A 17,278-nucleotide genomic window follows, 5' to 3' on the forward strand; every position below is an offset into this window, starting at 1 on the left:
ATAATCCACGATAGTTACGCCTTGCCGCAGCAAAGTTTGTACTTCTTTTCCGACCCACACGGGCATGGATCGTTGCGTCTTACTTTCGTTGGTACTTTGCGATTGATGGCTACTGGCTTTGAGCCTTGGAAGTATCGCTTTGCGTTAATTATCCGACCGCGGGTGATGGTGCGGAGCTCATTATCGGTAAAAGGTGTCTCGTCTAATTCTTCAATTATCTGGTTTGCCGAATGGGCGCTCCACCAAGCGACTCGCGCTGTCAACCCGAGCGCATTTGATGCGAAGCCTGACGCCGGGTAAGCCAGCGTTATTGCGGCAGCCTTACTCTTTGCGTAGATCGGCATTCCGCCCCGTGTAACAATTCTATCAGTTTCGCGAATTCTCTCTGCTAACATTTTGTGGCCGGAGCCGTTATGATGGCAAAGATTGGACAACATAGCATAGATCGAATTTGCTGAACTGAATCCGCGGCGCGAAGTTAGACGCTTTATCGCTGTAGATATTCTAATTGGTCGTTGATGTTCTGCCGGAATACCGACTTCGGAAAATATCGACTTGAAGCGTTCGTCGGATGTTGAGTGTCTAGCGCGGTACAGTACTGCGAGAAAATTTGTCGCTCGACCTATGCCGTCGCGGAGGCTTATCTTCTGGCATGCCGACATCAGGAGGTCGATCTCGCTAACCGTCGCCACTAGTTCGACGAGGTATCTTGCCAATAGGAATGTGGCGACCGGATTCTTTGACCCGACCGCCGATAGATAGCCATCGACCGTGTGCAAGAGCTTCAGCTTAAACTCAAATTTAGTTGCAATGGCGTGCCAAATGCTAGCTTGCATCAATGAATCAAGATCTCTGTTAATGTCAATTTTTGACGAAAGCTCCGGATTGACTCCGAGATCAAATACTTCAAACGTTCCTGTCAGTTCGTCGGCTAACTGCTTCTGAATGTCTCGTATGGCTTCAAGACATCTCTCTCTAACCGCAGGTTTGTCACCCAACTCTAAACCAAACCCCACCTCTCGCTCGCTAATCGTAGCCATTGCATCGACCCATGCTTCATAGAGCAAGCAGTTTCTCAATCCCTAGAAAGTCTCCTGCTTCGCCCGCGACAGCGAAAACCCGCGCCTGTCCGCGTTGAAGCAGGTCACGCCCGATTGCTCCGACGTGCAGGTAAATCCGCCGCGCTGCCAGACCTCGCCATAGGCCAGCATCGGCATCCTGGGGTCCATCACTGTATCGCCGTAGCAGAGGCGCACGGCGCTGCCCCTGGATCGCATCTCGAACGCCTTGCCCCATTCAAGATCACAGTCGGCCGGCCGGCGCGCGGTCACCGTGGCTTCCATGATGTCGCATCGGAGCGTGTTCTGCTTGTCGTAGTCGAAATACGCGCAGGCGATGTTTTTCGATGGCGACTGGAAGCCGACGGGGCCGCTCTGGGCGTGAGCTGAGCCGGCAAAGAGTAGCAACAAAAGCCCGAGGACGTTGAGTGGCAGGCGCATGGCGTCCTTCCGGTCTGACGACGATGTTTTCAAAGTCATCCGTTTGCAATGAGTTCCGCAGTTACCAACAGCTTGTCTTTGTAAGTAACGAAAACGGTATCTTGATTGGGAGATCGCGGATCGATCGTCGTAAGTAGTCGATATAGCGATATCCCCGGCTGCGGTTGTCCAAAAATTCGCACTGCCAGACTCTCTAAAGCTTGGTGAGTGGTCGAAGTGATGTGTGCAGAAGAGTTTCGCATAGTCTTCAGGTCGGCCAAATCTGAAAAGATGCTGCTGATATGAGGTTCGAAAGGGTAGCCGTTCTGAAAGTACATCAATGAAATCTTCTTTACGTTGTCGTGGTTCGCATAGTCGAAATATCGGTTGATGCCTATTATGAGGGATTTGGCGTCATTCAGGCTCGGGGGCGCAACATATCGAGTAGGTAAGGTGCCGCTTACCGTCGGACTACCTGTCATCAGATTGGCGAAGGAAGATTCGAGGAATCGTTCCCAAGCGATGAATAGATTTAGAAAGGCTGCAACGGTTATTTGCTCTTGATCGATTGCGGGCAAGATCGGTGCGCCGGAAGCACCAACTTGATGCGCATTAGCAATCAAACTGTCGCATTGGGCGACGCTAGATCTGAACTCAGCTAGCGCGATGGCCAAAGGCACGAGGCAATCCTATGACATTAAGTCCAGTAGGAATAACGATCGCCGTTCACGAACAGGTTCGTCGGTCGTTGCTCGGCGGCTGTCTTGAATGAACTGCCGTTCCTTAGGCTCCAACGCGGCAATGTCGGTTGATTCGAACATTTCTCCAATTCGGTCCAAGCCATTTCGGGCGTGTTCGATGGAAGCTGCGGATCTTAAATTTACTGTTTGCTCGCCTAAACCCGGTACGCCATAGCAGCAATGTGCGACCGAAACGAACAGAGAATAAAATAGATGTACCCGAGCAAATTCCGTTCCTGCCAAGCCCTCCGGGTAGAGTTGGGCGATCTTGTCCATTACACCGGCAAACTTCATCTCTAGTTCGTCTGTGTCGTGGTCAAATGACTTTTCGTAGCGAGAATAATATCGTCGAATCTGTTTTTTGGGTTTAATACCCTCGATCATCGCAATGAGCAGGTCTGCCACCAAGTTTATTTCCTGCATTCTCAAAATATTCCGAGAAGTGAGGATTTTCTGCTTAGTCCAGTATTCGTTGTATTTGTAGCCGATCTTGTCGGCTAAAACTTTGAAGGCACTAAAGTGTGTTGCGTTAATTTTTTCCTGTTCATTCAAAACCACTGCATACGAGTTCAAGCGCCCGAAGATGTCCAAGATTTCTGCATCTGGAAGATTGATTAAGAGATCGGCCGCGACTTCGTATGAAAGCACCTGTGCTTGGATATCTTCAGGCAATTGGCTGAATAGCTTGCCCCCATACTCAGGATTTTGAAGTTTACTCACTTTGAAGCCGTCCTTGATATACGATAGGATCGATCGCAATCGCTGTTGGCCGTCAACCACCTCTCGAATGGACGTTTTTGTAGTCACGTTTATCTTCTGGCGCATGAATACCTTCGGTATCGGCTTGCCCCGAAGGATCGTATCCATCAAATAGCTTTTAGCTTTTTCACTCCAAACCGGCCTTCGCTGGAATACTGGATTGAGCAGCAACTGTCCCTGCTTATCCCATTCAACGAAATCGTTGATGCTGTAAGCTCGCGAGTCGAAGCTTTTCATAAGTGCCTTGGGCCCCGAATTAGAGTTTCGGCCGATCGCGCAGCTTGCTAGTGCGTGGGTCGCCAACTTCTACCTTAGCTCGATCTTGCCGCGAATGACACAGTCTCGCAAGCCGGCACGCACTTCCCGGGCTGACTCGTCCGTAAATCTCTGACAAGCTCAGCCTTGATCCCACTCAATTCCGGCGATAAGTGCGTATTTCCATGTTCCTGATCGGCCAATACGACTCCCCCTTCGTTCGTCGCGTCGCAATCGCGCTGCGGCTGTATGGCTTGCCGTTCGAACACAAGCCATGGTCGACCTTCGGCGATGCGGACAAGATCGCGCCGTATAATCCGTTGCGTCGGGTGCCGACGCTGGTACTCGCCAGCGGCGAGGCTGTCATCGAGAGCACCGCCATCCTGGATGCGCTGGACGAACTGGTCGGCCCGGAAGCGGCGATGGTGGCCGAGCGCGGCGATCTGCGCCGCCGGCAATTGCGGATCTGCGCGCTCGGCAGCGGCCTCGCCGACAAGGCGGTCAGCCTGATCTATGAGCGGGTGCTGCGCAAGGAACAGCTCGCGCTCTGGGTCGAGCGCTGCCAGACGCAGATCGGCGGCGTGCTTGAAATGCTGGAAAGGGAACGCGAGGCGATCCCGACGCCGTACTGGTTCGGGGAGCGCATCGGCCACGCCGACATCATGATCGCCTGCGCTTTGCGCTTCACGAGCGAAGCGCACCCCGAGCTGTTCGATGGGCGCTATCCGGCGCTGCAAGCCCATGCCGCGCGCTGCGAAGCGCTGCCGCCGTTCCAGGAAATTCTGCAGCGGCTCGATCCGCCGAAGGGGTGAATCTCCCCTTCATTCCGGGCGCCATTACTTGCAGTCGCGGCAGATCGTCAGCTTGCGTCTTAGCGTCTCATCTTCCGCGGAGTTGGCCCACGGTCCCCCGGCGATGCTATCGGGCTCTTTCACGGGCTTCGACCGCTTAGTTGTGCGTGGCAGGTCCGGTAATTTTGGAGCCGGCTCGTCTTCGAGGTTGGCGGTGAAGCCATCGTGATCGGCGGCCGGTTTCGGCGGCGTCGTCTCCCTGGCGACCGGCGGCGCCGCGCGCTTGGCGGTCGCCCTCGGTGGAGGCGCGTCGTCGGCTGCCGCTGGCGGTGACGCGTCCTTGGCGATCGGCGGCGCCGCACGCTTGGCGGTTGGCTTTGGTGGAGGCGCGTCGTCGGTTGCCGCAGGCGGTGACCCGTCCCTGGCGACCGGCGACGCCGCGCGCTTGGCGGTTGCCCTCGGCGGAGGCGCGTCCTCGGCTGCCGCTGGCGGCGAAGCCAGGATGACGGCCGGAGGTGTCGCAGCCACGTCGGACGATGGTGCCGGCCGGGCAAGCGAAAGCGGAGGAGCGAGCGAGGTTTGGCATCTCGCGCTGTCAGGCAGCCCAAGATTGATGGACAAGAATCCGATGGCAAACAGCGCAGCGTTTTTCATTCGCATCCGGAAAACCGCTCGGTCTGAAATCAGTGATTGCGGCCCTGCGAGGGCACGCTTCGTGTAAACTACCGATCCTGTCATGGCGGTCAAAGTTGTCGGAAGTTCGATCTGTACTGCGAGGTCTTACCACCGTTCCCGGAGATCTTGCAGAAGGGATGAGCTTCTTTCTTACCCTCCCCTGAAGGGTAAGTGATCGCACTGCGACAAATTAACCCGACGGGCAAAATTCCGCTTCCCTCGTCGGGCAAATCAGCGGTTTGAATCGTCGCGTCCCGCCCGACAAGAGGGGCGTGCGCACGTCACGAACGCGCGGCGGGATGCGGTGGACGCTTGTTCACGTCTGACGACGGCGTGGATTAAGCGTACGGCAAAACCGTGTGGTCCTGGCGCCCGTTGCAGGCGTCAAGCTGTCGGAGAAGCGTGAGCGGAAACGATAGCGACGGAGTCAACCAGAACTCGTCTCCGGGGAGAGCGCGGCATAAGCCGTAAAGCCATTGCGCAGGGAAGGCCGGGTGTTCACCGCTGCCCTGTATGCTCGTGTGCAGCCTACTTAGTGCAAACCGCACACGGGACCGCGGGTGCAGCGCGCACCCGGTCTTCCCTGCGCCCTCTCATTGGAGGGCAAGGAAATTTCTGGCAAAGCTCGGGCGCAATGCGCCGCGAGAATACGAACACACATCTGCTGTTTGAAAGTTGGATCGAAAATGCGCGCGACGTGGACGGTGGGCTCCCTCCCCCCTTGCGGGGGAGGGCCGGGGAGAGGGGTTCTCACGGGCAGTCCCGATGACGCCACCCCTCTCCCTAACCCTCCCCCGCAAGGGGGGAGGGAACAGACCTGCCGCGCATGCACAGAGGTTTTCACATGGCGACGGCTGCTCGCTCACCCCTTGCTCCGCATCGCTTCCGGCGTATCCGGCTGCATCGATGGATGCGCGCTGGCAAATTCCCGCAGCGCCATCGCGGTCTCGAAGATGCGCTTCACGGCCGGATAGGGCGCAAGGTCGATCTGCTGATTGACCGCCGCGGTGACGTGGGTGACCAGGCAGATGTCGGCCATGCCGGGCGTATCGCCACGACAAAAGCGACCGATCGCCTTGTGGCCGGCAAGATGGCTTTCCAGCGCAGCCAGCGTCTCCACGGTCCAGTGTCGCCGCCATGCGGCCTGCTGGGTGTCGCGCAAATTCAGTTCGTGATCGAGATAGCGGCGCACCCGCGGCGTCAGCAGCGGATGGCCTTCGCAGGCGACCATTTGCGCGAGCCCGCGCACCCGGGCGCGGCCGCGCGGATCGGCCGGCAGCAGCGGCGGAGCGGGATGCATCTCCTCGAGATATTCGAGGATCGCGAGCGACTGAAACAGCACGGTGCCGTCATCCAGCACCAGCGACGGCAGCGCCATCTGCGGATTGACGCGGCGATATTCTTCACCGCGCTGCGCGTTGGCGTCGAGATCGATGAACACGACTTCCGCCGGCAGGTTCTTCAGATTGAGCGCGATGCGAACGCGAAAGCTCGCCAGCGATCGCCAGAAGGAGAAGAATTTCATGGGGGAGCCTCGGCACACTCTGTCATGCCCGGGCTTGACCCGGGCATCCATCCACCTTCGAGAGAGTCTCCTGATGATGGATCACCGGGTCAAGCCCGGTGATGACAGTGGTATATGCCGGGAAGCCTTACGCTCCCACCGCCTTCTTGCGATACGCCAGATGCACCGCGCAGGTGCACCCCGGCGGATGCGAGGCGACATCGTTGGCGGGGACCGCCGCGATCGGCGCGGGCGCCGCTGCCGCCGGCTGATCCTGCGAGGGGATATAATTCAACACCGGGGCCAGCCAGCGCTCGGTCTCGGCGACGCTCATGCCCTTGCGCGCGGCGTAGTCCTCGACCTGGTCGCGCTCGATCTTGCCGACGCCGAAGTAAAAACTCTCGGCGTGGCTGAAATAGAGCCCGGACACCGACGAGCCCGGCCACATCGCATAACTCTCGGTGAGTTTTACGCCCGCGGTGTTCTCCGCGTCGAGCAGCCGGAACAGCGTCGCCTTCTCGGTGTGATCAGGCTGCGCGGGGTAACCGGGCGCCGGACGGATGCCGGCATATTGTTCAAGGATCAGCTGATCCGGCGCCAGCGCCTCGTCCGGTGCATAGCCCCAGAATTCCCGGCGTACGCGCGCATGCATCCGTTCGGCGAAGGCTTCGGCGAGACGATCGGCCAGTGCCTTGCACAGGATCGAGGAGTAATCGTCATTGGCGTTCTTGAAGCGGTCGGCGACGACGTCCTCGCCGATCCCGGCGGTGACGACGAAGGCGCCGATATAGTCGGGCACGCCGGAAGAGACCGGCGCGATGAAGTCGGACAATGCCGAGTTGAAGCGGCCTTCGCGCTTCTCCAGTTGCTGGCGCAGCGTGTGGAAGGTCGCGATCTCGGTCTTGCGGCTATCGTCGGCATAAACCTTGATGTCGTCGCCGACAGCGTTGGCCGGCCAGAAGCCGATGGTGGCGCGCGCCGTGAACCACTTCTCCTTGATGATCAGGTCCAGCATCTTGCGGGCGTCGTCATAGAGCGAGCGGGCGACTTCGCCGATCTTGGGATCGTCGAGAATGGCCGGGAAGCGCCCGGTCAGTTCCCAGGTCTGGAAGAACGGCGTCCAGTCGATGTATTCGGCCAATTCAACAAGGTCGTAGGCGTCAAAGCTCCGGATGCCGAGGAACGCCGGCCTCGATGGCGGCGTCTTGGCGAAATCGATGGTCATCGCGTTGGCGCGCGCATCCGCCAGCTTCAGCCGCTTCTTGTCGGCCTGGGCGCGGAAATGCGCCGCGGAGATTTTCGCGTATTCGGTCCGGATGTCGGCGGCATAGGCCTCGCGGCGGTCCGGCGACAGCAGCGAAGAAGCCACGCCGACGGCGCGGCTGGCGTCGTTGACATGAACCACCGGGCCGCCCTTGTAGTTCGGGTCGATCTTGACGGCGGTGTGAACGCGGCTGGTGGTGGCGCCACCGATCAACAGCGGCATGTTCATGCCCTGCCGTTGCATCTCGCCGGCGAGAAAACTCATCTCGTCCAGCGAGGGCGTGATCAGGCCGGACAGCCCGATGATGTCGGCGCCCTCGGCCTTGGCCGTCTCGATGATCTTGGCGGCCGGCACCATGACGCCGAGGTCGATCACCTCGAAATTGTTACATTGCAGCACGATGCCGACGATGTTCTTGCCGATGTCGTGGACGTCGCCCTTGACGGTCGCGAGCACGATCTTGCCGGCGGCGTTGCGGCCGCCGTTGCTGGTGACGCCATTGGCGAGGTTGCGCGCCTTCTCCTCTTCCATGAACGGCATCAGATAGGCCACCGCCTGCTTCATGACGCGGGCGGACTTCACCACCTGCGGCAGGAACATCTTGCCGTCGCCGAAGAGGTCGCCGACGATGTTCATGCCGTCCATCAGCGGGCCTTCGATCACGTTGAGCGGCCGCTCGACGGTCTTGCGCGCCGCCTCGGTGTCTTCCTCGATATATTCGGTGATGCCGTGCACCAGCGCGTGAGAAAGCCGCTTCTCGACCGGCCATTCGCGCCAGGCCAGATCCTGCTCCTTGGTCTGCTTCTCCTTGCCGCGGAATTTCTCCGCCAGCGCCAGCAGTTTTTCGGACGCACCGGGATCGCGGTTGAGGATGACGTCTTCGCACACCTGGCGCAGCTCGGGGTCGATGTCGTCATAGACGATCATCTGCCCGGCATTGACGATGCCCATGTCCATGCCGGCCTTGATGGCGTGATACAGGAACACCGAATGCATCGCCTCGCGCACCGGCTCATTGCCGCGGAACGAGAACGACAGGTTGGAGACGCCGCCGGAAATATGGGCATGCGGCAGGTTCTGGCGGATCCAGCGCGTCGCCTCGATGAAGTCGACGCCGTAATTATTGTGCTCCTCCAGCCCGGTCGCGATCGCAAAGATGTTCGGGTCGAAGATGATGTCCTCGGGCGGGAAGCCGAGCTGGTCGACCAGGATGTCATAGGCGCGTTTGCAGATCTCGGTCTTGCGCGCGAACGTATCGGCCTGTCCGACCTCGTCGAACGCCATCACGACCACGGCGGCGCCATGGCGCTGCGCGATGCGGGCCTCGTGGATGAATTTTTCCTCGCCCTCCTTCATCGAGATCGAGTTCACCACCGGCTTGCCCTGAACGCATTTCAGGCCGGCTTCGATCACGCTGAATTTCGAGGAGTCCACCATGACGGGGACGCGGGCGATATCGGGCTCGGCGGCGACGAGGTTGAGGAACGTCACCATCGCGGCTTCGGAGTCGAGCAGGCCTTCGTCCATGTTGACGTCGATGATCTGGGCGCCGTTCTCGACCTGGTCGCGGGCGACCTGCAAAGCTGCGGTGTAGTCGCCGGCGGTGATCAGTTTACGAAATTTCGCCGAACCCGTGACGTTGGTGCGCTCGCCGACGTTCACAAACGGGATCGCGGGCGTGAGCTCGAACGGCTCCAGACCGGACAAACGAAGACGGGGTTCGATCTCCGGAACGGCGCGGGGCTTGTGCGGGGCGACGGCCGCAGCAATCGCCGCGATGTGGGCGGGCGTGGTGCCGCAGCAGCCACCGACAATGTTGACGAGGCCGGCTTGTGCGAACTCGCCGATCAGGCCCGCCATGAACTCCGGGCTCTCGTCATACTGGCCGAATTCATTGGGCAGGCCGGCGTTCGGATAGGCGCACACCAGCGTATCCGCGACGCGGCCGATGTCGGCGATGTGGGCGCGCAGATCCTCGGCGCCGAGCGCGCAGTTGAAGCCGATCGTGATCGGCTTGGCATGCCGCACCGAATTCCAGAAGGCCTCAGGCAATTGCCCCGAGAGGAGGCGGCCGGATTTGTCGGTGATGGTGCCCGAGATCATCACGGGCACGTCGATGCCGCGTTGCTCGCAGATTTCCGAGATCGCGTAGAGCGCCGCCTTGGCGTTCAGCGTGTCAAAAATGGTTTCGACCAGCAGCAGGTCGGCGCCGCCGTCCAGGAGACCGTTGATCTGTTCGCCATAGGACTTGCGCAGATCGTCAAACGTGACGGCGCGGTAGCCGGGGTTGGACACATCAGGCGAGATCGAGGCGGTGCGGTTGGTCGGGCCCAAGGCGCCGGCGACGAAACGCGGCTTGCCGTCCTCGGCGGTGACGCGCTCGGCGGCGTTGCGGCAGAGCCGCGCGCCGTCGCGATTGAGTTCGTAGGCGAGGTCCGACATGTCGTAATCGGCCTGCGCGATCGAGGTCGAGGAGAAGGTATTGGTCGCGACGATGTCGGCGCCGGCGCGCAAATAATCGGCGTGGATGTCCTCGATCGCCTGCGGCTGGGTCAGGATCAGCAGATCGTTGTTGCCGCGGACGTCGCGGTGGAAATCCTTGAAGCGCTCGCCGCGGAACGCGGCCTCGTCATATTGCAGGCCCTGGATCATGGTGCCCATGGCGCCATCGAGCACCAGGATGCGTTCGCGGGCAGCCGCGCGCAGGGCGGTTCGCTTCGGGGACACAGGTACGGTCATCGGATCAGGCAGCTTTCTGTGCGCCATTGGGACGGATGCCCAGCAAATGGCTGATCGCGAACACGAGGTCCGCGCGGTTCATGGTGTAGAAGTGAAAGGTGTCGACGCCCTGCTTTGCCAATTTCTGCACCTGGCCCGCCGCGACAGTTGCGGCCACGAGCTTTCGCGTCTCGGCGTCGTCGTCGAGCCCTTCGAACTTGTCGGCGAGCCAGGACGGCACCGTGGTGCCGGCGCGGGTCACGAAGCTGCGGGCCTGCTTGAAATTGTGCATCGGCATGATGCCGGGCACTACGGGGATGTTGATGCCGCGGGCGCGGACCCGGTCGAGGTAGCGCAGATAAAGGTCGTTATCGAAGAACACCTGGGTGATGGCGCGCGCCGCACCGGCGTCGACCTTGGCCTGCAGCGTGTCGATGTCGGCGTCGAGGTTCGGGCTCTCCGGATGCTTCTCCGGATAGGCCGAGACCGAGATTTCAAAATCGGGATAGCGCTTCTTGATGCCGGCGATCAGGTCGGGCGAACTTTGATAGCCGTCGGGATGCGCGTTGTAGGCGGTGCCGATGCCGGTGGTGGGGTCGCCGCGCAGCGCCACGATGTGGCGGACGCCGATCTCGTGATAGCGCGCGACCACGTCGTCGATCTCGCCCTTCGGGGCGCCGACGCAGGTCAGATGCGCCGCCGGCGTCAGATTGGTCTCTTTCAGGATGCGGGCGATGGTCGAATGGGTGCGCTCCCGCGTGGATCCGCCGGCGCCATAGGTCACCGACACGAAATTGGGGGCAAGCGGCGCCAACCGGTTGATGGTTTCCCAGAGCGAGCGCTCCATCTCCTCGGTTTTCGGCGGGAAGAACTCAAAGGAGATTTTTGGCGATTGCAGCGCGCGGTGGCCGTTGGACGCAGCGGACGTAACTTCGGTCATGGCACTCACAGGCTCCACAGGCGGACGGGCATCAGGCCTAGCGGCCATCAGCTAAAATAGGCCAAACGAGGCCGTCCATACAGCCCATCAAGGATGGGAATTTGCCCAATTTTTACGTGAATAGTGAAATTTGTGGCCGTTATAATAGGATGGTGGGCAGAATGATCTTCGAGCCAGACGGCACAAAAAGATTATATAGTACAGATAGTTGTGCCATTTCTAAGTCCTGCAAGATGCTTCAACAAGTTGGTGGGCTAGACCGATGTCAATCCTGCATATGGCGTCATGTCCCACGCGGAGCGGTGTCGAGCCCTGACTCCCGTCGCCGGCAGCGCGGGCCTGATCTGCGCAGGCCGGGCCTTTGTCGCTTCCGCCGGCCGCACTAGTCTAGCGCGATGATCCCGCTTTCAGTCCTCGACCTCTCCGTCGTCACCACAGGCACCAAACCCGCTGCGGCCTTGCGCAACAGCATCGATCTGGCGCGCCATGTCGATGAGCTTGGCTATGTCAGGTACTGGCTTGCCGAGCATCACAACCTCGCCTCGGTCGCGAGCCCCGCACCCGATCTGATGATCGGACAGATCGCGGCGGTGACGAAAAACATCCGCGTCGGCTCCGGCGGCGTGATGCTGCCCAATCACGCGCCGCTGGTGGTGGCCGAACGCTTCAAGATGCTGGAGGCGCTGTTCCCAGGCCGCATCGACCTCGGACTCGGCCGTGCGCCGGGCACCGATGGCGCCACGGCTTACGCGTTGCGCAGCCGGCTCGACAAGCGCGAGGGTGACGATTTCCTCGAACGGCTGCAGGAGCTCATCCTGTGGGAGACGCGCGATTTCCCGGCCGGCCACCCCTACAACAATGTGGTCGCGATGCCGGACGATTCGCCGCTGCCGCCGATCTGGCTGCTCGGCTCCAGCGACTACAGTTCCGAACTCGCCGCCCAGGTCGGCATGGGCTTCGCGTTCGCGCATCATTTCGCCTCCTATGATGCGATCGAGGCGATGACGCATTACCGCGCGCGCTTCAAACCGTCGGGCTGGCGCCCGGCGCCGCACGGCATTCTGGCGGTCGCAGCCGTCGCCGCCGAAACCGACGCCGAGGCCGAAAAGCTGGCGTCCTCGATGGACCTCAATCGCCTGCGCCGCGACCGCGGCCAGTATCTGCCACTGCCTGATGTCGAGGAGGCGCTGGCCTATCCCTATTCGGACGCCGAACGGGCCTCGATCGCGCGCAACCGCTCGCGGCTGTTCGTCGGCAGTCCGGCAACCCTGATGGCCAAGCTGCAGCCGATGATCACGGCAAGCCAGCCGGAAGAATTGATGATCATCACCGCGGTCTACGACCACGACGCACGCAAGAAGTCGTACAGCTTGCTGGCGGATGCGTTCGGGCTCAGCAGCAAAGCCGCGGCGTAGCACGGTGTCGTCCCGGCCTTGAGCCGGGACCCATACGCCGCAGCAATTATTATTGGATGAACTGGTTATTGCCTTCCTTCATCACGAAGGCCGGTGGCTATGGGTCCCGGCTCAAGGCCGGGACGACGTGTTGAGAGAGTTTCGCCGCGCCACTTAATCCACCATCTCGCTGAACGTCAGGCGGAACGGCTGCGCCGGGTAGACGCCGACAATGCGGAATTCGCGCGAGAAGAATTTCAGCTCCTCCAGCGCGAACGCCAGGCTCCGGTCCTCGGGGTGGCCGTCGACATCGGCGTAGAATTGCGTGGCGAAGAATTCGCCGTCGACCATGTAGCTTTCCAGCTTGGTCATGTTGACGCCGTTGGTGGCAAAACCGCCGAGTGCCTTGTAGAGCGCGGCGGGAAGGTTGCGCACCCGGAAAACAAAAGTCGTCACCAGCGGCCCCGATCCCTGCTCGGCCCACTGGGCTTCGCGCGCCAGCACCACAAAGCGCGTGGTGTTGTGGGCCTCGTCCTCGACGTCCTCGGCCAGAATGTCGAGACCGTAGATATTGGCGGCGAGGCGTGACGCAATCGAGGCGCAATGCTTGTCACCGCGTTCGGCGACGATGCGCGCGCTTCCGGCGGTGTCGCCCGAAACGACCGGCTTGATGCCAAGCTTGCGGATGATGCGGCGGCACTGGCCGAGCGCGTGGACGTGGCTCTCGACGGTCTTGATGTCGGCGAGTTTGGCGCCGCGCGGCGCCATCAGCTGGTGGTGGATCGGCAGAAACCACTCGCCGACGATGAACAGCCCGGAATGCGGCAGCAGATGATGGATATCGGCGACGCGGCCGGCGACCGAATTCTCGATCGGGATCATCCCCAAATCCGCTTCGCCTGAGGAGATCGCGGCCAGCGCGTCCTCGAAGGTCGGGCACGGCAACGGCTCGGCGTCCGGATAGGCCTCGACGATGGCGATATGGGAGTTGGCACCAGGTTCGCCCTGGAACGCGATTTTCAGCTTGCTTGTCATGTCGTCTTTCTGGGGCCTTGTATCAGCCGTTCAGGTTTTGGCCAGCATCTGGCGGGCGGTTTCGAGGTCGGCCGGGGTATCGACGCCCCGCGGGACCGTGTCCACGATCATGACGTCGATCCGCATGCCGGCTTCCAGCGCTCGGAGCTGCTCGAGTTTCTCCTGCTGCTCGAGCGGCGAGGGCGGCAGCGCCACAAAGCGCTCCAGCGCGGCGCGGCGATAGGCGTAAAGGCCGATATGATGGTAGCGCGGCCCGACGCCGGTGGGCGCCGTCGCCCGCGTAAAATAAAGCGCCCGCAACCGCCGCGGGCCGATCGGCGAGCCGACCGCCTTGACCACGCTCGGCGCGAGGTCCTCTTCCTCGGTATGGATTTGGGCCGCCAGCGTCGCGATATCGACCGCCGGATCGGCCAGCGGCGGCAGCACGTCACGGATATTCTCCGGCGAGATGGTCGGAAAATCGCCCTGCAGATTGACGATGATCTCGGCCTCGCCGTCGGGATCGAGCGCCTTCATCGCCTCGTAAATCCGGTCCGAGCCGGACGGGTGGTCTGGGCGGGTCATGACCGCTTCGCCGCCATGGGCGGTCACCGCGGCGGCGATTTCCGCCGTATCGGTGGCGACCGCGACCCGGCCGATGTTGGCAGCTTCCGCCCGCCGCAGCACATGAACGATCATCGGCACCCCGCCGATGTCCAGCAGCGGCTTGCCGGGCAGCCTTGTGGCGGCCATGCGGGCGGGAATCAGCACCAGGTTGCGGGTTTCGGTCATCGGGCGCGAGGTCACGGGCTAGCGAAAACAGGCCGGAAATAATGGGGATTGGCGGAAAGTCGGGGCGTTTATACGGGTTGCCAGAGCCCGGGCAAACCGATATCTCAACCCTGCTGAGGGTGCGGCGCGAAAGCCTGATTCCTGAGGCTAAACCGCGGCCGTTTGCCGGCCTTTAAGTCGATCCTTTAAGGCCTGGAGCCTGAGCCACTATGGACTCCTTCGAACTCAACAAAATTCTCGGCGCCGTTCTCGCCACCTGTCTTCTCGTCCTGGTGACGAGCTTCGCCGCCAACGCGATTTTCGCGCCCCATATGCCGGAAAAGCCGGGCTTCGAGATCGCCGTGAAGGAAGTGACGCAGGGCGGGGCCAAGGAAGCCGCGGCGCCGTCAGAGCCGATCGAGAAATTGCTGCAGACCGCCTCGGTTGAAAAGGGCGCCGGCGCCGCCAAGAAGTGCGCGGCCTGCCACACCTTCGAAAAGGGCGGCCCCAACCGGGTCGGTCCGAACCTGTTCGGTGTCATCAACGAGAAGAAGGGCGAGGGGCGCGCCGGCTTCAACTTCTCGGCCGCGATGAAGGGCAAGGGTGGCACCTGGACCTTTGACGACATGAACAAGTTCCTCGCCAATCCGAAGGGCTTTATTCCGGGCACCGCGATGGGCTTTGCCGGTATCACAAAGGACAGCGAGCGCGCCGACGTGATTGCTTATCTGGCCACGCTGGCGGACAAGCCGGTGCCGCTGCCGACGGCGGCGAAATAACATTTCGACAGTCCTGCATGGACTTCGGCGACATGACGGCCAGGCATTGCCTGGCCGTTTGCATATCGCGTTGTTGTTATCGGGACCTTTCGCCGCACCGGCGCGTTGCGTTGGCTGATAACATGAGGAAAAAGCAACGAAATTCGTCGCACCCTTGCCTTATACTGGGCCCTCACTGGAGCATGATCCGGAAAAGCGGACACCGGTTTTCTGATTAGGATCGTACCCCTGCGATTATGCCCTGAAGATCAGACCTTGGTCCCACAGCAACAGGAATTCTGCATTGGCGATCACCCGACGACACCTCCTGCAAGGCGGCGCTGTGGCGGCGATGGCCCCGGCGCTGGGGCTTAATGCGAACCTTTTCGCGATTGACGTCGCCCGCGCCCAGTCCGAAATCAATGGGCTGCAATGGCGCCACGCGCTCTCCCTGTTCGGTGACATCAAGTATCCAGCCGACTTCAAACATTTCGACTATGTCAATCCGAGCGCCCCCAAGGGCGGCGTCGCCCGGATGATCTCGATCGGCACGTTTGATAACTTCAATCTCGCCGTCGCCGGCGTTAAAGGCTCGCTCGCGCCGGCCGCCACGCTGATCTATGAGACGCTGATGACCAAATCGCAGGACGAGGTCGTCACCGAATATGGCCTACTGGCCGAAGCGGCGGCTCATCCGGAAGACTTTTCCTGGGTCGTCTACCGTCTCCGCAAGGAGGCGCGCTGGCACGACGGCAAGCCGGTCACGCCCGAAGATGTGATTTTCTCGATTGATGTGTTGAAGCAGTTCAGCCCGATGTACGGCTCCTATTACCGGCACGTGGTCAAGACAGAGAAGGCCGGCGAGCGCGATATCAAGTTCACGTTTGACGGTCCGGGAAATCGTGAACTGCCGACCATCGTCGGTGAATTGCCGGTCTTGCCCAAGCACTATTGGGAAGGCACCGACAGCCAGGGCCGCAAGCGCGACATCTCGTCAACGACATTGGAGCCGCCGCTGGGCTCGGGTCCTTATCGGATCAAGGAATTCGTTGCGGGCCGCTCCGTCACCCTAGAGCGCGTTAAGGACTATTGGGGTGCGCAAATTCCGGCTCAAATTGGAACGAACAATTTCGACCAACTGCGCTTCGAGTTCTTTCGCGACAATCTGGTTGCGCTGGAGGCCTTCAAGGCAGACCAAGCGGACTGGATTAGCGAGAATTCGGCCAAGCAATGGGCAACCCAGTATGAATTTCCGGCTGTCGTCGACAAGCGGGTCGTCAAGGAAGAATTCAAGATCAACGATTCAGGCCGGATGCAGGCCTTCGTGCTCAATTTGCGCCGGGATCAATTCAAGGATGCGCGTTTGCGGCGGGCATTCAATTACGCCTACGATTTCGAGGAGATGAACAAGCAGCTCTTCTATAGCCAGTACAAGCGCATCAACAGCTACTTCGAGGGTACAGAGCTTGCATCATCCGGGTTGCCGGAAGGACGTGAACTGCAAATCCTCGAAGCGGTGCGTGACAAGGTGCCCGCCGAAGTCTTCACAAAGCCCTATGTCAATCCGGTTGGCGGCAATCCGGAGGCGGTGCGCGCCAATTTGCGGGAGAGTGCGAGGCTTCTGAAGGAGGCAGGCTTTCTGGTACGCGACCAGAAGCTCGTTGATAGCAACGGCAAGCCTGTTACCGTGGAAATCCTGGTGCAGGATCCGCCCGCCGAGCGCATTGCCCTGTTTTTCAAGCCATCACTTGAGCGCATCGGAGTCACGACGTCGATCCGGGTGGCCGATGACGCGCAATATCAAAATCGCATCCGCAGTTTCGATTTCGACATGATCATCGACCAATGGGGGCAGTCTCTGTCACCGGGCAATGAGCAACGGGAATTCTGGAGTTCGCGCACCGCCGATCAGCCGGGTTCGAGGAACACCGTCGGCATCAAGAATCCCGCCGTCGATGCGCTGATCGAGCAAGTGATTTTTGCCAAGGACCGTGAGGAATTGGTGGCGGCGACCCGAGCGCTGGACCGTGTGCTGCTCTGGAACTTCTATGTCATACCCCAATTCACCTATGGTTTCTCGCGCTACGCCCGCTGGGATCGTTTCAGCCACGCCGAGCCGTTGCCAAAATACGGCCGTTCGGGCCTTCCCTCGCTGTGGTGGTATGATGCCGAAAAGGCAGCCAAGATCGGAAAGCGCAGTTGAAGGAAAAGCGCAAG

14 protein-coding genes are annotated in these 17,278 nt (G+C 60.7%); 4 read left to right on the forward strand and 10 right to left on the reverse strand.

From position 1 onward, the window contains the following. Nucleotides 1-14: 14 nt before the first annotated feature. The 4 genes from JQ558_RS25955 to JQ558_RS25970 are packed head-to-tail and all read right to left on the reverse strand — an operon-like array spanning nt 15 to nt 3,214. On the reverse strand, nt 15-1,067 hold the full coding sequence (locus JQ558_RS25955) for an SEC-C metal-binding domain-containing protein (protein WP_212295567.1): 1,053 nt from the start codon (nt 1,065-1,067) through the stop codon (nt 15-17). Between the two features lie 15 nt (nt 1,068-1,082). Further along, a complete protein-coding gene (locus JQ558_RS25960; RefSeq protein WP_212295568.1) occupies nt 1,083-1,499 on the reverse strand; it encodes a DUF6636 domain-containing protein in 417 nt (138 codons plus the stop codon). A 35-nt stretch (nt 1,500-1,534) separates the two neighbouring features. Beyond that, the gene (locus tag JQ558_RS25965) at nt 1,535-2,158 is read right to left on the reverse strand and encodes a hypothetical protein (protein ID WP_212295569.1); all 624 of its coding nucleotides are present in this window, start codon (nt 2,156-2,158) and stop codon (nt 1,535-1,537) included. Nucleotides 2,159-2,167: 9 nt separating this feature from the next. Then, a complete protein-coding gene (locus JQ558_RS25970) occupies nt 2,168-3,214 on the reverse strand; it encodes a DUF262 domain-containing protein (protein ID WP_212295570.1) in 1,047 nt (348 codons plus the stop codon). Nucleotides 3,215-3,417: 203 nt separating this feature from the next. Here JQ558_RS25970 and JQ558_RS25975 point away from each other — a divergent pair, with 203 nt between their 5' ends. Next, entirely contained in the window at nt 3,418-4,044 is a 627-nt protein-coding gene (locus JQ558_RS25975; protein WP_212295592.1) for a glutathione S-transferase family protein, read from the forward strand. Between the two features lie 24 nt (nt 4,045-4,068). Here JQ558_RS25975 and JQ558_RS25980 read toward each other — a convergent pair whose 3' ends face one another. From JQ558_RS25980 to metF, 4 genes are all read right to left on the reverse strand, one after another. After that, on the reverse strand, nt 4,069-4,551 hold the full coding sequence (locus tag JQ558_RS25980) for a hypothetical protein (protein ID WP_212295571.1): 483 nt from the start codon (nt 4,549-4,551) through the stop codon (nt 4,069-4,071). 1,009 nt (nt 4,552-5,560) lie between these two features. After that, entirely contained in the window at nt 5,561-6,223 is a 663-nt protein-coding gene (gene maiA / locus JQ558_RS25985; RefSeq protein ID WP_212295572.1) for a maleylacetoacetate isomerase, read from the reverse strand. Nucleotides 6,224-6,350: 127 nt separating this feature from the next. Then, a complete protein-coding gene (gene metH, locus JQ558_RS25990; protein WP_212295573.1) occupies nt 6,351-10,205 on the reverse strand; it encodes a methionine synthase in 3,855 nt (1,284 codons plus the stop codon). 4 nt (nt 10,206-10,209) lie between these two features. After that, the gene (metF, locus tag JQ558_RS25995) at nt 10,210-11,124 is read right to left on the reverse strand and encodes a methylenetetrahydrofolate reductase [NAD(P)H] (protein WP_192737128.1); all 915 of its coding nucleotides are present in this window, start codon (nt 11,122-11,124) and stop codon (nt 10,210-10,212) included. Nucleotides 11,125-11,519: 395 nt separating this feature from the next. Here metF and JQ558_RS26000 point away from each other — a divergent pair, with 395 nt between their 5' ends. After that, nucleotides 11,520-12,539, forward strand: a complete 1,020-nt coding sequence (locus tag JQ558_RS26000) for an LLM class flavin-dependent oxidoreductase (protein ID WP_212295574.1) — start codon at nt 11,520-11,522, stop codon at nt 12,537-12,539. A gap of 153 nt (nt 12,540-12,692) precedes the next feature. On the opposite strand, the gene JQ558_RS26005 is transcribed toward JQ558_RS26000, so the two are convergent. Further along, nucleotides 12,693-13,553: a prephenate dehydratase gene (locus JQ558_RS26005; protein WP_212274984.1), complete on the reverse strand. Its 861-nt coding sequence runs from the start codon at nt 13,551-13,553 to the stop codon at nt 12,693-12,695. Nucleotides 13,554-13,583: 30 nt separating this feature from the next. Next, nucleotides 13,584-14,324, reverse strand: coding sequence for a 3-deoxy-manno-octulosonate cytidylyltransferase (locus JQ558_RS26010; RefSeq protein WP_212206235.1), 741 nt, complete (start codon nt 14,322-14,324; stop codon nt 13,584-13,586). Between the two features lie 209 nt (nt 14,325-14,533). Between JQ558_RS26010 and JQ558_RS26015 the strand changes: the two genes are divergently transcribed. Together JQ558_RS26015 and JQ558_RS26020 are read left to right on the forward strand one after the other, a co-directional pair. Further along, entirely contained in the window at nt 14,534-15,082 is a 549-nt protein-coding gene (locus JQ558_RS26015) for a cytochrome c family protein (protein WP_212206243.1), read from the forward strand. 331 nt (nt 15,083-15,413) lie between these two features. Further along, nucleotides 15,414-17,264, forward strand: coding sequence for an extracellular solute-binding protein (locus JQ558_RS26020; protein ID WP_212295593.1), 1,851 nt, complete (start codon nt 15,414-15,416; stop codon nt 17,262-17,264). Nucleotides 17,265-17,278: the final 14 nt, after the last annotated feature.

This window comes from Bradyrhizobium sp. AUGA SZCCT0160 (assembly GCF_018130105.1).
GTDB lineage: Bacteria > Pseudomonadota > Alphaproteobacteria > Rhizobiales > Xanthobacteraceae > Bradyrhizobium.

Bases quoted from the DNA above. Each gene is read 5' to 3' on its own strand.
- JQ558_RS25960 (WP_212295568.1), bottom strand. From the start codon at position 1,499: ATGCGCCTGCCACTCAACGTCCTCGGGCTTTTGTTGCTACTCTTTGCC.
- JQ558_RS25970 (WP_212295570.1), bottom strand. From the start codon at position 3,214: ATGAAAAGCTTCGACTCGCGAGCTTACAGCATCAACGATTTCGTTGAA.
- JQ558_RS25975 (WP_212295592.1), top strand. From the start codon at position 3,418: ATGTTCCTGATCGGCCAATACGACTCCCCCTTCGTTCGTCGCGTCGCA.
- maiA (WP_212295572.1), bottom strand. From the start codon at position 6,223: ATGAAATTCTTCTCCTTCTGGCGATCGCTGGCGAGCTTTCGCGTTCGC.
- metH (WP_212295573.1), bottom strand. From the start codon at position 10,205: ATGACCGTACCTGTGTCCCCGAAGCGAACCGCCCTGCGCGCGGCTGCC.
- metF (WP_192737128.1), bottom strand. From the start codon at position 11,124: ATGACCGAAGTTACGTCCGCTGCGTCCAACGGCCACCGCGCGCTGCAA.
- JQ558_RS26000 (WP_212295574.1), top strand. From the start codon at position 11,520: ATGATCCCGCTTTCAGTCCTCGACCTCTCCGTCGTCACCACAGGCACC.
- JQ558_RS26005 (WP_212274984.1), bottom strand. From the start codon at position 13,553: ATGACAAGCAAGCTGAAAATCGCGTTCCAGGGCGAACCTGGTGCCAAC.
- JQ558_RS26010 (WP_212206235.1), bottom strand. From the start codon at position 14,324: ATGACCGAAACCCGCAACCTGGTGCTGATTCCCGCCCGCATGGCCGCC.
- JQ558_RS26015 (WP_212206243.1), top strand. From the start codon at position 14,534: ATGGACTCCTTCGAACTCAACAAAATTCTCGGCGCCGTTCTCGCCACC.
- JQ558_RS26020 (WP_212295593.1), top strand. From the start codon at position 15,414: ATGGCCCCGGCGCTGGGGCTTAATGCGAACCTTTTCGCGATTGACGTC.